Below are 15,338 nucleotides of genomic sequence, written 5' to 3'. Positions count from 1 at the left end.
GCTACGGCCGTTCCCGTCCCATGTTTTTGTTGCCTCGCCAGCAGGGCTGGGGTAGCATTTATGCCATGTCCCACGCGACCTGCTATACCTATCAGCCCATCGGCATCCTGCATTCTCCCTATACCCGCCGTATTGACGCACCCCACCAGGGGACGGTGGTGGAGGGCACGGCAAGCGGACAGCCGGCACTGGCCACGCTGGAGCTTGCCGAGTGGCTGGATGAGCAGGTTGTGCAGGATCTGAGCGGCTTTGAACGGGTCTGGCTGATCTTTGCCTTTCATCTCAGCCAGGGCTGGAAGAAGATGGTCAAACCGCCACGGGGCGGGCCGAAGCGGGGGGTGCTGGCCACCCGTTCACCCCACCGCCCCAACGCCATCGGTCTGACGGCGGTGGAACTGGTGGCAATTGAGGGCAGAACGCTGCAGCTGCGCGGTGTGGATCTGCTGGACGGCACACCGGTGCTGGATATCAAACCCTATGTGCCCTATGCCGATGCCTTTCCCGATGCCAGGGCCGGCTGGATTGACGAGCTGGACGCCCGGCAGGGACGGAACTCGGCACCGGGGCCGAAGAAGCCCAGGTAGTAACGGGCTTGTTTTGCAGACGAAAAAGGCGGCCAATCGGCCGCCTGTGATACTGCATCGGTATGACGGTCAGGAACCGGCGTCAGCCCGCCTGTTCCTGCTCTGCGTTGGCCTGATTACAGCGCTCCACCACCTCACGCAGCCAGGTGATCTCATCGGGCAGGAACTGTTTTGAGTATTCGGTGCCGACGTTCATGGCGATATGCAGCGGCGGCATGGTGGTGGCCGCAAGCACGTAGCCCGGAACCTTGACCCATTGCGTGTGGCCGGTTGCCCAGCCCTTCAGACGTTCTTCGCTGTCGAAGATCATCAGGTAGTCGTTCCCGTCTGCCTCAATGATCAGCGGCAGGGTCTGTCCCTCCTCAATCTTGACCTCTCCCTTGAACTCCTTGGGGTCAAGGGTCGGTACGCAGAACAGGGTGTTGAGAAAGGCGTCGTAGAACTTCGATTGAGCGGTGGCATCGGACATGTCCTGACGCAGGGCAACCAGTGCCTGGTCAAGGTCGGATTCGCCCCCTGCCTGTGTCGCAGGCTGTTCCCAGCGGTTGGTGACCTCGATCAGGTGGTAACCGAACTGGGTCTTGACCGGGCCGAGCACCTTGTTCAGCTCACCGCTGAAGACGACCTGGTCAAACTCGGGCACCATCTGGCCGGGGCCAAAGGTGCCAAGATCGCCCCCCTTTTGACGGGAGGGGCAGGATGATTCGCGCTGGGCAACGTCGGCAAAGTCGGCACCGGCTTCAATGTCAGCCTTGAGTTGCAGGCAGCGGGCTTCGGTATCCACAAGAATGTGGCGGGCGGTAGCAGGCATATGTACTCCTTGTTGGTGGTAAAAGCTGCTGCGATACTAGCTGAATCAGCAGGGGATGGCAACCGGCACCGGCCTGCTGCACAGACATTTTAACGAAAAGTGCGGCTGACAGCCCTGCTGCAGCTGCCGCGCAGGTGCGGGGCGTGCTGCACAGGCATGCCGGAGAGTGAGCGGAATCATGGAAAATCACCAGGGTGGAAGACCGGACGCTGATCTGATGAAGCTGCCGGAACCGTTGCCGGGCAGATACCGGCATTACAAGGGAGGCGAATACGAGGTTGTCGGGACAGCCCGTCACAGCGAGAGCGATGAGCAGCTGGTGGTCTATCGCTGTCTCTATGACAACAATTCGCTCTGGGTGCGGCCGCTGGCCATGTTTCTGGAAACCGTGCCGGTTGACGGACGCGAGCTGCCGCGTTTTGAACGGATCAGGGCAGAACTGCCCGGTTGACATTGACAAAATTACCCTTGCCATGCCATACATTGGCTGCAAACTGGAAACCGCTTCCACCTGAGAGGCGGTTTTTTGTGTTTATCCGTTTAGCTGAAACAGTTCTGGAGAGAGTACGTGGAAACGAGAAGAAAACTGCTGATCAGAAACAAGAGAATCGCCACCGGCCTGATGATCGGTGCAGCCCTGTTGTTTGTTATTGCCCGCCTGCAGAAGGGGCATGGTGTATGGGAATGGGTTGCCGCCTTTGCCGAGGCGGCCATGGTTGGCGCGCTGGCGGACTGGTTTGCGGTGGTGGCGCTGTTCCGCCATCCCCTGGGGCTGCCGATCCCCCATACCGCCATCATCAAGCACAAACAGGGGGCGATTGCCGGCAATCTGGCCAATTTCATCCGTGACAAGTTCCTGGCCAGCGATACCCTGATCGCCAAGCTGCGGGCCTACAATCCGGCTGAACAGCTGGCCGCTTACCTGATGGCACCACAGCACGGGGCTGACCTGTCCCGGGGGGTGACCCGGCTGCTGGCGGATTCGCTGGATTTTATTGATGATGAGCGGGTGCAGCAGTGGCTGCGGGCAGCCCTGGGAAGCCGGATCGAGCGTTTCGATCTCTCCGGTACTGCCGGGGCGATGCTGCAGGCGCTGAGAAACGACAACCGCCACCAGGCGGTGCTGGATGAGCTGCTGCACCGCTTTGCGGCCTGGCTGGCCACCGGACAGGCCCAGAGCAGGCTGGCCAATTCGATTGATGAGATGGTCACCAAAGAGTATCCGCTGTTGAGCGTCTTTATTCCCAACCGGGAACAGTTTACCCGCGGTGCCGGTGAAAAGGTGGCCGCCAGGATCAACGACTTTATCCAGGCGGTGAATGCTGATCCCGGTCATGAACTGCGCCGGAACTTTGATGCCGTGGTGACGGATCTTGTTGCCCGGTTGCAGTCTGACCCGGAGTTGCGCAGCACGGTTGAGGGGATCAAACAGGAGGTGCTGCATAATCAGGCCGTCACCGAGTATGCGCGGAGTATCGGCAATGATCTCAAGAGCTGGCTGCAGCATGAACTGCAGCAGCCTGATTCAAAACTGCAGCAGAAGATCACAGCGGCAGTTGCCGGGCTTGGCACGACCCTGTCGGACAATCAGGGGCTGAAGGATTCGCTGAATGACTACCTTGCAAAGCTGGTGCTGCACTACGGGGATACCTTGCGCAACGCCGTTGCCGGGCATATTGCAGGTACGGTACAGACCTGGGACAGTGCTGATTACAGTAACGAGATCGAGCTCTCCATCGGTTCCGACCTGCAGTTTATCAGGATGAACGGCACCCTGGTGGGTGGTGTGATCGGCCTGCTGCTGCATGCCTTGGCGTTATTACTGGCATAATTCCAACTCAAGGCGATATCTTCGTTGGCTTGTCATCGGTTCCTCAACGTACTACGTGTACGCCTGCGTCACCGAACTCCTCGCCGCCTTGATCTCATCCTTGATTTTGAATTGGAATAACTCGGTGGAGAGATGAATATGAAGATCCAGAAAGTAACCCCGGAAAATCGCCCCAAGGTCTATGCCCTGCTGCAGCGCGCCTTCCCTGCCAGCAGCTATGAAACGTTGCTGGTGCAGAAGTTCCATGAAAATAACCGTCCGATCCATGAATGGGTCTGCATCCATACCAACAAGGTGATCGCCTACATCGCCTTTTCCAACGCCTACAACGGCAAACAGCTTTGTGGTCTGCATCTGGCCCCGATGGCGGTGGCCCCGGATTTCCAGAAACAGGGGGTGGGGTCGGAACTGCTCAGGTTTGCCCTGCGCCAGGAGGAGATCAAAAGCCGGCCCCTGTTTGTGCTGGGGGAGCCAGCCTACTATGCCCGCTTCGGCTTTGAACCCTGCAGTCAGCCGACCTGTCCCTTTGATCAGGGAAACGCCCATTTCCTGAGCATGCGTAACAGCAGCGCTGCCAGCTTTGAGGTGGGCTATGAGCCAGAGTTTAAGACCGCTGCCCTGCCGCCTGGTAAACAGGGCAAGAAGCGTCGGCCACGGTAGCAGGCTGTTGAAAAACTACTGCGGAGCCCGTCTACGGCGTTGATCGGTGCTCGCTCCTTCTTCTAACTATCTGTTATGTCTCAGTCGCTGTGCGCCGTGCGCCTTGTAGCCGTGCTTCCTCATAACGTTTTTCAGCAGCCTGCCAGGGATCAGGGATCAGGGATCAGGAGGCGGGATTCAGGATCTGGATGTTATGGCGGGGAATGGGGACTTCGATCTGGTGGTCACGGAACTGTTCAATCACCGCCTGATAGATGGCTGCCTGCGCGGGGACAAAGTCATCAACCTTTACCCAGGGCTGGATTGCCAGGGCAATGGATGACTCATGCAGGGCTGCTATACCCACGGCAGGCACCGGTTCTGCCAGGACCATAGGGTTCTGTTGCAGGATTGTGTTCACCAGGGCAAGCGCCTGGGTGATGTCCGCACTATACGCGATGGCTGCAGTCAGGTTAAGTTGACGGATGTTGCCATAGTTGTGCAGGATCTCACCGACGATCTTCCGGTTGGGCACAATCACGCGGGAGTTGTCAGTATGCTGCAGGGTGGTGGAAAACAGGGAGATGTCGGTAACCTGGCCATAGACCCCGAGCAGCTCAATATATTCACCGGTGGTGAACGGCTTTGAAAAGATAATCGTCAGCCCGGCAACAAGATTGCCAAGCAGGCCCTGCATGGCAAGGCTGACCCCGACCCCGGCCACGCCGATGCCGGCAATGAGCGGCGTGATCTGCACCCCCATTTGACCAAGCGACATGACGCCGATGAAGACGATGATCAGGAGCTTGACCACCTTGACGATCAGGTTGCTGACCGGCTCATCATAGGCCTTTGACCTCAGCCAGCGCTGCACGATAGTGCCGACCCAGCGGGCAATGAACAGACCCGCCCCCATCAGGACAATGGCGGTAAGGATCTGCATCCCGTGTTCAATAAAATAGAGTACAACCTTGTCGGTCAGTTCCGGTGAGGTTGCGGCCGCAGCCTTTTTTGCCAGCGCATTATCGGTCATGTGAATAAGCGTACCATGGGATAAGCTGGTTCGCAACGACGCAGCACTAAAAAACGCCGGTTTGGTTGCCTGTGCAGCTGACGGAAGCTGCCGAGATGGATGCAGGTAGCTGTAGCGTACCACTTGAGCCCCGCCAAATGGCTGGTATACTTGCTGCGTTGTGTCATTCATCTGACCGGGGAGGACGACATGAGCTCTACAGTGGTAAGGTTGTTCGTCGGCATGATTGCGCTTTTGGGTGTCACCGGCTGCTCACTGAAGTATACGGCTGATGACCCGCCTGCGCCCGGATTTGTGTATCAGCATGTTGACAGGAAGCCGATCACCATGCAGGTGGTGGATCAGCGGGACAGCGCGCAGTATATGGTCGGCATCTCGGGGCTGCAGCGGGTTGAGCTGACCCTGGAGAACCTGAATGACCCGGTGGGCTGGATTGCCAACGGACTGGTCAAAGAGTTCAACGCCCGTGGTGTGCCGCTGCAACTCGCAGCAAAGGAGGGCGGTGCGCCTGCTGATCTGACCCTGACGGTCAGGAAGTATCAGTTGATCAATCACCGTGCCAGCGGTTTTTCCGCCTGGGAGTCGTACAATCTCTTTCTGGGGCAGGTCACCATGGGCAGCAAGAGCTGTTCGATCCCGTCCTTCTTTTTCAACTCCAAGATCCCGGTCTGGTCCATGGATGAGATCCAGAAACCGTGCATAAGTGATCCGATGGCGGTGGTGGTCAAGGATGTGGCCTCCAAGATCAACCAGTGCCTCTTCGGCTACGGGGTCAGCAATGATGAGCTGCAGAAGCTGACAGCGGCTGCGCTCAGCACGGTCAAGGCCGACAGTCCGACCGCCTGCTTCCCGTTGATTGACCTGGGGGGCTCCAACAATCCTGCTGCGATGGAGACCCTGAAGACCTTTGCCGGGCATGGAGACTCTTTTGTGCATAACTGTGCGGTCAGCGCCATCGGTACGCTGGGGGCGCAGAATGAGTTTGCGTTTCTTGAAGGCAGATTTAACTATTTCGCCGCCAATGACCGGGTTATGCCGCTCAAGGCGATTGGTGACATCGGCAGCAGCCAGGCTCAGAATTTCCTGCGCCAGGTACAGACCGGTGAGCTCTACCGGGAAGAAAACGGCGTCAGGTACTGTACCGATCTGTATCTGAGCAGATAGTGGCAGACCTGCTCGATGGATCAGGGCAGGAAAAGATGCTGCTGCTGTAATTTGAAGATCATCGTCACCGGGCTCTGATGCGCGGCTGGTGCCCTATTACTTTATTGGAGAGAACCTATTTTATGGAACTGGATCTGCGTCTGTTGAAAAATCTGTTGAGCAAGCGGGGCGATGAGATTGAGGCTGCTGTAGAAGGTACCGGCTATCTGGCCAGGACGGTGATCGGGGTGGGGACCTTCCTGCTGGATAACGAGGGGGATCTTGATCTGCTGTCTGCCAAGCAACGGGCCACCTATGACAAATTTCTGAAACCTCTGCTGGATAAGCCTGCCCGCTGATCAGGCAGGAATAAATCACGCCCCAGTCTTGAAGGATGGTATACTTGTCCGCAGCCCGGTTGCATCGGAATAGCCGGACCGGGCCGGAGGAACCGTTATGAGCAAAGGCGTGGACAGTAAGAAAGAGACCACGCAGGCACCGGCCAAGACTCTGAAGGGGAAAAGGCCGGAAAGAAGATCAAAAAAGCTGACAGGAAATAATCTGAACCGCTCTGTTTGAGCGATGCCTGGAAAAACCACAGGGAGCATCCCTGTGGTTTTTTTGGCGCAGAATGAGAGCTGTAGCCCATGAGTTCCACTGCCTTTTCTTCATTACACCTGAAACCGGCCATGCTGAAGAATCTGGCCTCGCTGGGCTACGCCGCGATGACACCGATTCAGGCCCACAGCCTGCCGCCGATTCTGGCCGGCAAAGACGTGATTGCCAGGGCCAAGACCGGCAGCGGCAAGACTGCAGCCTTCGGGATCGGGCTGCTAAGCCGTCTTGATGCAACAGCCCTACAGCTGCAGGCGCTGGTGCTCTGCCCCACCCGTGAGCTGGCTGATCAGGTGGCCAAGGAGCTACGACGTCTGGCCCGCGTTACGGAGAATATCCGGGTCTTGACCATCTGTGGCGGGGTACCCTTTGGCCCGCAGCTGGGCTCTCTGGAACATGGCGCCCACGTGGTGGTGGGCACTCCCGGACGTCTGCTGGATCACCTGCGGCGCGGCAGTCTTGATCTGTCTGCCCTGCAGGCCCTGGTGCTGGATGAAGCGGACCGGATGCTGGATATGGGCTTTCAGGATGATATCCGCAGCCTGATTGCCGCTGCCCCGGTCAGGCGCCAGACCCTGCTCTTCTCCGCCACCTACCCGGACAGCATTGCCGAGATGAGTGCCGCGATGCAGCATGGACCGGTTGAGGTCAGTGTGGATGAGGAGCATGCAACCGGGGTGATCGAACAGCTCTTTTACGAGGTAGAGCCGGATCAGCGCAGTGAGGCGGTGGCCCGTATCCTCGGTCAGTACCGCCCCGAATCAACCCTGGTCTTCTGTAACACCAAGCTGGATTGTCAGGAGCTGGCCGGTGCCCTGAAGGAACGCGGCTTTGCCGCATTGGCGATCCATGGCGATCTGGAGCAGCGGGAGCGGGATCAGGTGCTGGTCCGTTTTTCCAACAAGAGCGCCTCGGTACTGGTGGCAACCGATGTTGCTGCCCGTGGTCTGGATATCAAGGAACTGGCCGCGGTGATCAACTATGAGCTGTCCCGTAACCCGGAGGTGCATACCCACCGTATTGGCCGGACCGGCCGGGCAGGTGAGCAGGGGCTGGCCATCAGCCTGGTCTCCCGAAGGGACAGTCGTCTGATCAAGGCGATGGAAGACGGCCTTGACTGCAGGATTGCCCTGCAGGCGTTTTCCTCGCTGGCGCCGCTGACCGGCAGGCCGCCTGCACCTGCCATGGTCACGCTCTGTATTGATGGCGGCCGCAAAAACAAGTTGCGTCCCGGAGATATCCTGGGGGCCCTGACCGGGGCAGGCGGGATAGCCGGCAGCGAGGTGGGCAGGATTGATCTGTTTGATTTTCACAGCTATGTGGCTATCATGCGCCAGAGTGTTGAACAGGCCCTCGGTTGTCTGAGCGGCAACCGGATCAAGGGGCGTTTTTTCAAGGTGCGCAGAATCGGCTCAGGACAGAGACCATGACCGTACACAAACATCCGTTTCAGCAACTTACCCCGGATTTTATCATGGATGCCGTGGAGAGTCAGGGCTTCCGCTGCGACTGCCGCAACCTGACCCTCAACAGCTATGAAAACCGGGTCTACCAGGTGGGGATCGAGGATGGCAAGCCGCTGATCGCCAAGTTCTACCGTCCCAATCGCTGGACAGACCAACAGATTGTCGAGGAACATGACTTGAGCCTTGAGCTGGCCGGGCATGAACTGCCGGTGGTGGCCCCCTGGCGTAATCCCGGCGGAGAGAGCCTGTTTCAATACCACGGTTTCAGGTTTGCCCTCTACCCCCAGCAGGGCGGTCATGCCCCGGAGTTTGACAATCTGGATAACCTGCTGATCCTGGGCAGGATGCTGGGCAGGATGCACCGGATCGGCGCAGTCAGGCCGTTTCAGCACCGGCCGCTGCTGGATAGTGCCGGCTTTGGCCATGCCAGTGTTGCCCTGATTGGTGGGCAGTTCATCCCGTCCGAGTATCGCGAGAGCTACACCGTCCTGACCAGCCAGTTGCTGCAGAAGATCGAGCAGACCCTGGCAGCTGCCGGACAGATTCGTTATATCCGGGTGCATGGTGACTGCCACAGCGGCAACATCCTCTGGCGTGACAATGCCCCCCACTTTGTGGATTTTGATGACAGCCGGATGGCACCGGCAGTGCAGGATCTCTGGATGATGCTGTCCGGTGATCGTCCCCGCAAACTGGTGCAGCTGGATGCACTGCTGGAGGGGTATCAGGAGTTCAACAGCTTTGACCCGGCCGAACTGCGGTTGATTGAGCCGTTGCGTACCCTTCGGATGCTGCACTACAGCGCCTGGCTGGCCAGTCGCTGGGACGATCCGGCCTTTCCGATCGCCTTCCCCTGGTTCAACAGCATGCATTACTGGGGCGAGCATATCCTTGAGCTGCGTGAGCAGCTGGCAGCGCTGGATGAACCGCCCCTGGAGCTGTTATGACGGTGTCCGGACGGATGCCAGGAGGCACTGTGTATGAAGTCTGCTTTCAGTAAGAAGATGGGGCGCTGGTTCCTGACCGACCGGGTCAGGGATCTGGTGGATTGGTGGGACACCCCGCAGTCCCGGGGCGAAGAGCCGCCGCCGGTGCAGAAAGCGGTTGCCGATGGTGCGGAGCTGATCCGGCTGCCGGAACGTGCGGACTGGAAGCTCCCGGCCTGTGACCTGGTCGAGGCGATAGCCGGCAGGGAAAGCCGGCGCCGTTTCAGTGATACAGCGCTGCGGCTGGATGAGCTGGCTTTTCTGCTCTGGAGTACCCAGGGGGTACGCAAGAAGCTGCACCAGGCAGCCGTGTTGCGGACGGTTCCCTCTGCCGGTTGCCGTCATCCCTTTGAAACCTATCTGGTGGTGCTGCGGGTGGAAGGGCTGGTACCCGGTGTCTACCGTTATCTGCCCCTTGACCAGGCCCTGATCCTTGAATCGGCCCCTGCCGGTCTGGCGCAACGGATAACCGCGGCAACACGCGGGCAGGGCTTTGCCGGTCAGGCTGCCGTAACCTTTGTCTGGAGTGCGATCCCGGCCCGTACCGAGTGGCGTTACGCCGAGGCATCGGCCAAGGTGATAGCCCTGGATGCCGGGCATGTCTGCCAGAATCTCTACCTGGCCTGCGGGGCGATCGGGTGCGGTACCTGTGCCATTGCCGCCTATGATCAGGATCTGGCTGATGCGTTGATCGGCGGGGATGGTAACGACGAGTTTGTGGTATACCTCTCACCTGTTGGCAAACTCACCTGTAATTAATCTTTTCTCTGCCGAAAGTGTTTGACGCTATGACAAAGGCTGAACTGCTTACAACCATCATACATTCCCTTGAAGCTGATCTGGCGCTGTTTTTTGCTGCGGCAAAGGCGGCCCATGAGGCGGCCACCCACGAAGAATGTGCCCCGGACAACAAGTACGACACCACGGCGCTGGAGGCCTCCTATATTGCCCAGGGACAGGCCAACCGTGCCCAGGAGATCCGGGTTGCGCTGGAGGGGTACCGCAATCTGGTGTTGCAGGACTTTGACGACGAGAGTCCGATCCGCCTCTCCGCGCTGGTGACCCTGGAGGATGAAGCGGGCAACCGGCGCAGGCTGCTGCTTGGTCCCCATGCCGGCGGTATGAAGATTCCGGTTGCCGATGGTGAGGTCGTAGTGATCACCCCCGGTTCTCCACTGGGCTGCGGCCTGCTGGGAAAGCAGGTCGGTGATGAACTGCAGGCCGGAGACTATGGTCTGGCTGCAACGTTTACGGTGGTGCAGGTTGTGTAACGGTTCTGCTGCGGCGGGGTGGCGGATGGGTGACTGTGTAATTTGTTGAGTAGATGGATAACTCTGTTGTGTAAGTTGGCGGGGTGGCAGGCCATCGGGCCGGTTTTTGCCCCCCGTTCTAGCTGGCTGAATTGTATCGTATTTTCCGGTTTACCGCTTTTGTGCCCAATTGGCCTGCCAGATGTTGAGGGTTGGTTGTTGTTGCTTGAAACAGCTTGAAAAACAGTATGTTGTGCGTGATGCTGCGTTGTTTGCGGCTTCGTTGGCTCTGATTGGCGCGTTATTTGCTGTTAAACAAGTCCGTTTTGCTGGCAGGTGGCACGAACTTTATATCTTCACAAGGGTTGCACTATGAAAACTATCGGAGTACCCAAAAAGCAGGGACTGTACGATCCCCAGTTTGAGCATGATGCCTGTGGTGTCGGTTTTGTAGCCAATATCAAGGGCAAAAAGTCCCATGATATTGTGCAGCAGGCCCTGACCATTCTGGCCAATCTGGACCACCGCGGTGCGGTGGGCTGTGAGCATAACACCGGTGACGGCGCCGGTATCCTGTTACAGATGCCGGACAGTTTTCTGCGCAAGGTCTGCGGACCGCTGGGAATAGAGCTGCCTGCACAGGGCAAATACGGCGTTGCCATGGTCTTTACCTCGCCCGAGGCGACTGAGCGTAACAGTGCCCGCCATATCCTTGAGCGGATTCTGCATGAGGAGCAGTTGCATCTCCTTGGCTGGCGTGATGTGCCGACTGACAACTCGTCGCTGGGCAACACTGCCAAGGCCGGTGAGCCCCTGGTGCGTCAGCTCTTTCTGAAGCCGGTTGACGAAAGCCTTGATGAGGCTGCTTTTAACCGCAAACTCTATATTGCCAATCAGCGTGCCATCCATGAGATCCGCGACCCGGAAGTGGATAACCACTGGTATGTCTCCAGCATCTCTACCCGTACCATTATCTACAAGGGTATGTTGATGCCGGTACAGGTGGATCAGTACTTCCCTGATCTGCGCGATGAAGATATGGTGTCGGCCCTGGCCCTGGTCCACTCCCGTTTTTCCACCAATACCTTCCCCAGCTGGGAGCGGGCTCACCCCTATCACTTCCTGGCCCACAACGGCGAGATCAATACCCTGCGGGGTAACGTCAACTGGATGCATGCCCGTCAGTCGCTTTTCAACAGCGAGCTGTTCGGTGATGATCTTGCCAAGGCGCTGCCGATCATCAACACCAACGGCTCTGACTCGGCCATGTTCGATAACTGCCTTGAGCTGCTGGTGATGTCCGGCTACTCGCTGCCCCACGCCGTGATGATGATGGTGCCTGAGCCGTGGGAGAGCCACGAAGGGATGAACGACGAGAAGCGTGCCTTCTATGAGTATCATTCCTGTCTGATGGAGCCGTGGGACGGCCCTGCTGCGGTCTGCTTCACTGACGGTCGCAGTATCGGCGCCGTGCTGGATCGTAACGGCCTGCGTCCCTGCCGTTACTACATTACCAACGATGATCGGGTGATTATGGCCTCCGAGGCCGGCGTGCTGCCGGTTGCCCCGGAGCAGGTGGTCAAGAAGGGCCGTCTGCAGCCGGGTAAGATGTTCCTGCTTGATATGGAACAGCAACGGATTATTCCTGATCAGGAGATCAAGCAGGAGCTTGCTGCTGCCAAGCCGTATGCCACATGGTTGCAGGAGAATCACCTGCTGCTTGAAGAACTTCCCGAGGCTGCGGTGCAGGAGCCGGATCATGCAACGGTACTGCAGCGTCAGCAGGCCTTTGGCTATACCTTTGAAGATCAGCGGGTGATCCTGGGGCCGATGGCCCGTGACGGCATTCAGCCCCTGGGCTCCATGGGCACCGACACGCCGCTGGCGGTGCTCTCAGATCAGCCCCAGCTGCTCTATAACTATTTCAAGCAGCTGTTTGCCCAGGTGACCAACCCGCCGATCGACCCGATCCGGGAGGAGATCATCACCTCCACCACCACGCTGATCGGTGCCGAGGCCAACCTGCTCAAGCCCAACGCCCTGAACGCCCGGATGATCAAGCTGGAACAGCCGATCCTTTCCAATGAGGATTTTGAAAAGCTGCGTGCCCTGGATCGTCCCGGTTTCAAGGCCACTACGCTGACCCTGCTGTTCAAGGCAGCCGATGGCGCCGAAGGGATGCAAAAGGCGCTGGACAGTCTGTTCAGTGCTGCCATCCGTCATATTGAGGCCGGCAGTACCATTCTGGTGCTGTCCGACCGTGGCGTGAATGAAGAGTTTGCCGCCATTCCGGCCCTGCTGGCGGTTTCCGGTCTGCATCACTTCCTGATCCGCAACGCCACCCGTACCCGCGTCTCGCTGGTGCTGGAGTCGGGTGAGCCGCGTGAAGTGCACCACTTTGCGGTGCTGTTGGGCTACGGCGCCAACGCCATCAACCCCTATCTGGCCTTTGAGTCGCTGGATGACATGATCCAGCAGGGGATGCTGCCTGGTATTGATCACAAAAAGGCGGTTAAAAACTTTATCAAGGCGACCATCAAAGGGGTGGTCAAGACCATGGCAAAGATGGGAATCTCCACGGTTCAGAGCTACCGTGGCGCCCAGATCTTTGAGGCGGTGGGACTACACCAGTCGGTGATCGACCAGTACTTTACCTGGACCCCGTCCCGGATCGGCGGCACTGATCTGCAAGGGATTGCCACCGAGCTGCTGGCACGTCACGCCAAGGCCTATCCCAAGCGGGTACCGAACGATCCGACCCTTGACCCGGGCGGCCAGTATCAGTGGCGCAAGGATGGTGAGGAGCACCTTTTCAATCCGCTGACCATTACCGCCCTGCAGAAGGCGACCCGTACCAATGACTATCAGGAGTTCAAGGTCTTCTCGCAACTGATTGACGAGCAGAGTGAACGTCACTACACCCTGCGCGGTCTGCTGGATTTCAAGAAGCGGGTGCCGGTACCGATCGAAGAGGTCGAATCGGTGGAAGAGATCATGAAGCGCTTCAAGACCGGTGCCATGTCCTACGGCTCCATCAGCCAGGAAGCCCACGAAGCGTTGGCGATCGCCATGAACCGGATCGGTGGACGTTCCAACACCGGTGAAGGTGGCGAGGATCCTGCCCGTTTTACCTGGACCAACGAGCAGGGTGACTCCAAGAACAGCAATATTAAACAGGTGGCTTCCGGCCGGTTTGGGGTGACCAGCCAGTACCTGACCAATGCCGGCGAGCTGCAGATCAAGCTGGCCCAGGGGGCCAAGCCGGGTGAGGGCGGAGAGCTACCGGGCAGCAAGGTCTACCCGTGGGTTGCCAAGACCCGTCATACCACGCCGGGGGTTGGTCTGGTATCGCCGCCGCCGCACCATGATATCTACTCCATCGAGGATCTGGCAGAGCTGATCCACGACCTGAAGAACGCCAACCGCCGCGCCCGGATCAGCGTCAAGCTGGTTTCCGAGGTGGGGGTCGGTACCATTGCCGCCGGTGTGGCCAAGGCCCACGCCGATGTGGTGCTGATCAGCGGGTACGATGGCGGTACCGGCGCTTCGCCGATCTCCAGTATCAAGCATGCCGGTCTGCCCTGGGAACTTGGTCTGGCCGAGACCCATCAGACCCTGATGCTGAACAACCTGCGCAGCCGGATCATCATTGAGGTGGACGGCCAGTTGAAGACCGGTCGTGACGTGGTCATCGGCGCCCTGCTGGGGGCCGAGGAGTTCGGTTTTGCCACCGCGCCGCTGGTGACCCTGGGCTGCGTGATGATGCGGGTCTGCCACAGCAACACCTGCCCGGCCGGTGTGGCCACCCAGGACCCTGAACTGCGGAAGCGTTTCAGCGGCAAGCCTGAGTATGTGGTCAACTTCATGCGCTTTGTGGCTCAGGAAGTTCGTGAAATCATGGCACAGTTGGGCTTCCGCAGCTTCAACGAGATGGTCGGCCGCGCCAACGTGCTGGAGCCGAAAAAGGCGGTTGCCCACTGGAAGGCACAGGGGCTTGATTTCAGCAATATCCTTTACAGCCCGGATATGGGGATCGGTGCCGTCAGCTACTGCACTGAGGCACAGGACCACGGACTTGAGAAGTGCATTGACCTTTCCAGGCTGCTGGAGATCTGCAAACCGGCCCTTGAAAAGGGTGAGAAGGTGACGGCAGAACTGCCGATTACCAATATTGACCGTGTTGCCGGTACCATTGTGGGTAACGAGATTACCCGTAACTTTGGTGCAGAAGGGTTGCCTGAAGGAACGGTTACCCTGCGTTTCAACGGTTCAGCCGGTCAGAGTTTCGGCGCCTTTATTCCCAAGGGGATGACCCTGGAACTGTCCGGTGATGCCAACGACTACCTGGGTAAAGGCCTCTCCGGCGGTACGATTGTGGTCTTCCCGCCGGCCGGTTCGACCTTTGTTGCTGAAGAAAACATTATTGCCGGCAACGTGGCCTTCTACGGTGCCACCAGCGGCACCGCCTACATCCGCGGCATGGCCGGTGAGCGTTTCTGTGTACGGAACTCCGGTGTCAATGCGGTGGTTGAAGGGGTCGGCGATCATGGCTGCGAGTACATGACCGGCGGTATTGCGGTCATCCTCGGTTCAACCGGACGTAACTTTGCTGCCGGGATGAGCGGCGGGATTGCCTATGTGCTGGATGAAAAAGGTGACTTCAGCGGCCATTGCAATACCCAGATGGTGGCCCTGGAGCCGCTTGACGAACAGGATCTGGCAACATTGCGTGAGATGATCAGCAATCACAAAGAGCGGACCGGCAGTACCAAGGCCGCAGCGGTTCTGGCTGACTGGAACAGCTATCAGCCGAAGTTCGTCAAGGTGATGCCGCGGGATTACAAGCGGATGCTGGAGGCGATTGCCCGGGCGGAGGCTGCCGGGTTGAGCGGTGAGGCCGCACTGATTGCCGCGTTTGAGGAAAATTCAGGAGATGAGCAACACTAGCATCTGTGCGCTTTTTAAGTTTTAGAGACTAAC

The 15,338-nt window shown here is 58.6% G+C and carries 13 protein-coding genes and 2 pseudogenes; 12 read left to right on the top strand and 3 right to left on the bottom strand.

Annotated elements, in window-relative coordinates; all coding sequences use genetic code 11:
- The first annotated feature begins 65 nt into the window (after positions 1-65).
- Positions 66-584 (top strand): tRNA (N6-threonylcarbamoyladenosine(37)-N6)-methyltransferase TrmO, encoded by a 519-nt coding sequence (tsaA, locus tag FY034_RS14050; protein WP_265551627.1) that lies wholly within the window; start codon positions 66-68, stop codon positions 582-584.
- A gap of 82 nt (positions 585-666) precedes the next feature.
- Here the strand turns inward: tsaA and FY034_RS14045 are convergent.
- Together FY034_RS14045 and FY034_RS14040 are read right to left on the bottom strand one after the other, a co-directional pair.
- Positions 667-1,074, bottom strand: a pseudogene (locus FY034_RS14045) (SseB family protein); the annotation flags it as partial.
- 51 nt (positions 1,075-1,125) lie between these two features.
- A pseudogene (locus FY034_RS14040) lies at positions 1,126-1,395 on the bottom strand (peptidylprolyl isomerase); the annotation flags it as partial.
- Between the two features lie 178 nt (positions 1,396-1,573).
- Here FY034_RS14040 and FY034_RS14035 point away from each other — a divergent pair.
- From FY034_RS14035 to FY034_RS14025, 3 genes are all read left to right on the top strand, one after another.
- Positions 1,574-1,846 carry a DUF1653 domain-containing protein gene (locus FY034_RS14035; protein WP_265551624.1) on the top strand — a complete coding sequence of 91 codons (273 nt, stop codon included), beginning with the start codon at positions 1,574-1,576 and terminating at the stop codon, positions 1,844-1,846.
- 117 nt (positions 1,847-1,963) lie between these two features.
- The gene (locus tag FY034_RS14030; protein ID WP_265551621.1) at positions 1,964-3,226 is read left to right on the top strand and encodes a DUF445 domain-containing protein; all 1,263 of its coding nucleotides are present in this window, start codon (positions 1,964-1,966) and stop codon (positions 3,224-3,226) included.
- A gap of 138 nt (positions 3,227-3,364) precedes the next feature.
- Positions 3,365-3,886 (top strand): GNAT family N-acetyltransferase, encoded by a 522-nt coding sequence (locus FY034_RS14025; protein ID WP_265551619.1) that lies wholly within the window; start codon positions 3,365-3,367, stop codon positions 3,884-3,886.
- 163 nt (positions 3,887-4,049) lie between these two features.
- Here the strand turns inward: FY034_RS14025 and FY034_RS14020 are convergent, their stop codons facing one another.
- Positions 4,050-4,898: a mechanosensitive ion channel family protein gene (locus FY034_RS14020; protein ID WP_265551616.1), complete on the bottom strand. Its 849-nt coding sequence runs from the start codon at positions 4,896-4,898 to the stop codon at positions 4,050-4,052.
- A gap of 189 nt (positions 4,899-5,087) precedes the next feature.
- Here FY034_RS14020 and FY034_RS14015 point away from each other — a divergent pair, with 189 nt between their 5' ends.
- The 8 genes from FY034_RS14015 (at position 5,088) to gltB (ending at position 15,305) form a co-directional block, all read left to right on the top strand.
- The gene (locus tag FY034_RS14015) at positions 5,088-6,062 is read left to right on the top strand and encodes a hypothetical protein (protein WP_265551614.1); all 975 of its coding nucleotides are present in this window, start codon (positions 5,088-5,090) and stop codon (positions 6,060-6,062) included.
- A gap of 122 nt (positions 6,063-6,184) precedes the next feature.
- Positions 6,185-6,400, top strand: coding sequence for a hypothetical protein (locus FY034_RS14010; protein WP_012471053.1), 216 nt, complete (start codon positions 6,185-6,187; stop codon positions 6,398-6,400).
- Between the two features lie 288 nt (positions 6,401-6,688).
- Positions 6,689-8,086, top strand: coding sequence for an ATP-dependent RNA helicase DbpA (gene dbpA, locus FY034_RS14005; protein WP_265551611.1), 1,398 nt, complete (start codon positions 6,689-6,691; stop codon positions 8,084-8,086).
- The gene (locus tag FY034_RS14000; protein WP_265551609.1) at positions 8,083-9,069 is read left to right on the top strand and encodes a serine/threonine protein kinase; all 987 of its coding nucleotides are present in this window, start codon (positions 8,083-8,085) and stop codon (positions 9,067-9,069) included. The genes dbpA and FY034_RS14000 overlap by 4 nt, the downstream gene beginning before the upstream one ends.
- 33 nt (positions 9,070-9,102) lie before the next feature.
- Positions 9,103-9,867, top strand: coding sequence for a SagB/ThcOx family dehydrogenase (locus FY034_RS13995; protein ID WP_265551607.1), 765 nt, complete (start codon positions 9,103-9,105; stop codon positions 9,865-9,867).
- Positions 9,868-9,896: 29 nt separating this feature from the next.
- A complete protein-coding gene (locus tag FY034_RS13990; protein ID WP_265551604.1) occupies positions 9,897-10,379 on the top strand; it encodes a transcription elongation factor GreAB in 483 nt (160 codons plus the stop codon).
- A gap of 205 nt (positions 10,380-10,584) precedes the next feature.
- Positions 10,585-10,734: a hypothetical protein gene (locus tag FY034_RS13985; protein WP_265551603.1), complete on the top strand. Its 150-nt coding sequence runs from the start codon at positions 10,585-10,587 to the stop codon at positions 10,732-10,734.
- Positions 10,731-15,305 (top strand): glutamate synthase large subunit, encoded by a 4,575-nt coding sequence (gene gltB, locus FY034_RS13980; protein ID WP_265551601.1) that lies wholly within the window; start codon positions 10,731-10,733, stop codon positions 15,303-15,305. The genes FY034_RS13985 and gltB overlap by 4 nt, the downstream gene beginning before the upstream one ends.
- Positions 15,306-15,338: the final 33 nt, after the last annotated feature.

The organism is Trichlorobacter lovleyi (genome assembly GCF_015239775.1).
In the GTDB taxonomy this organism is placed as follows: Bacteria; Desulfobacterota; Desulfuromonadia; order Geobacterales; family Pseudopelobacteraceae; genus Trichlorobacter; species Trichlorobacter lovleyi_B.
This window is presented reverse-complemented; position numbering and strand designations above follow the sequence as displayed.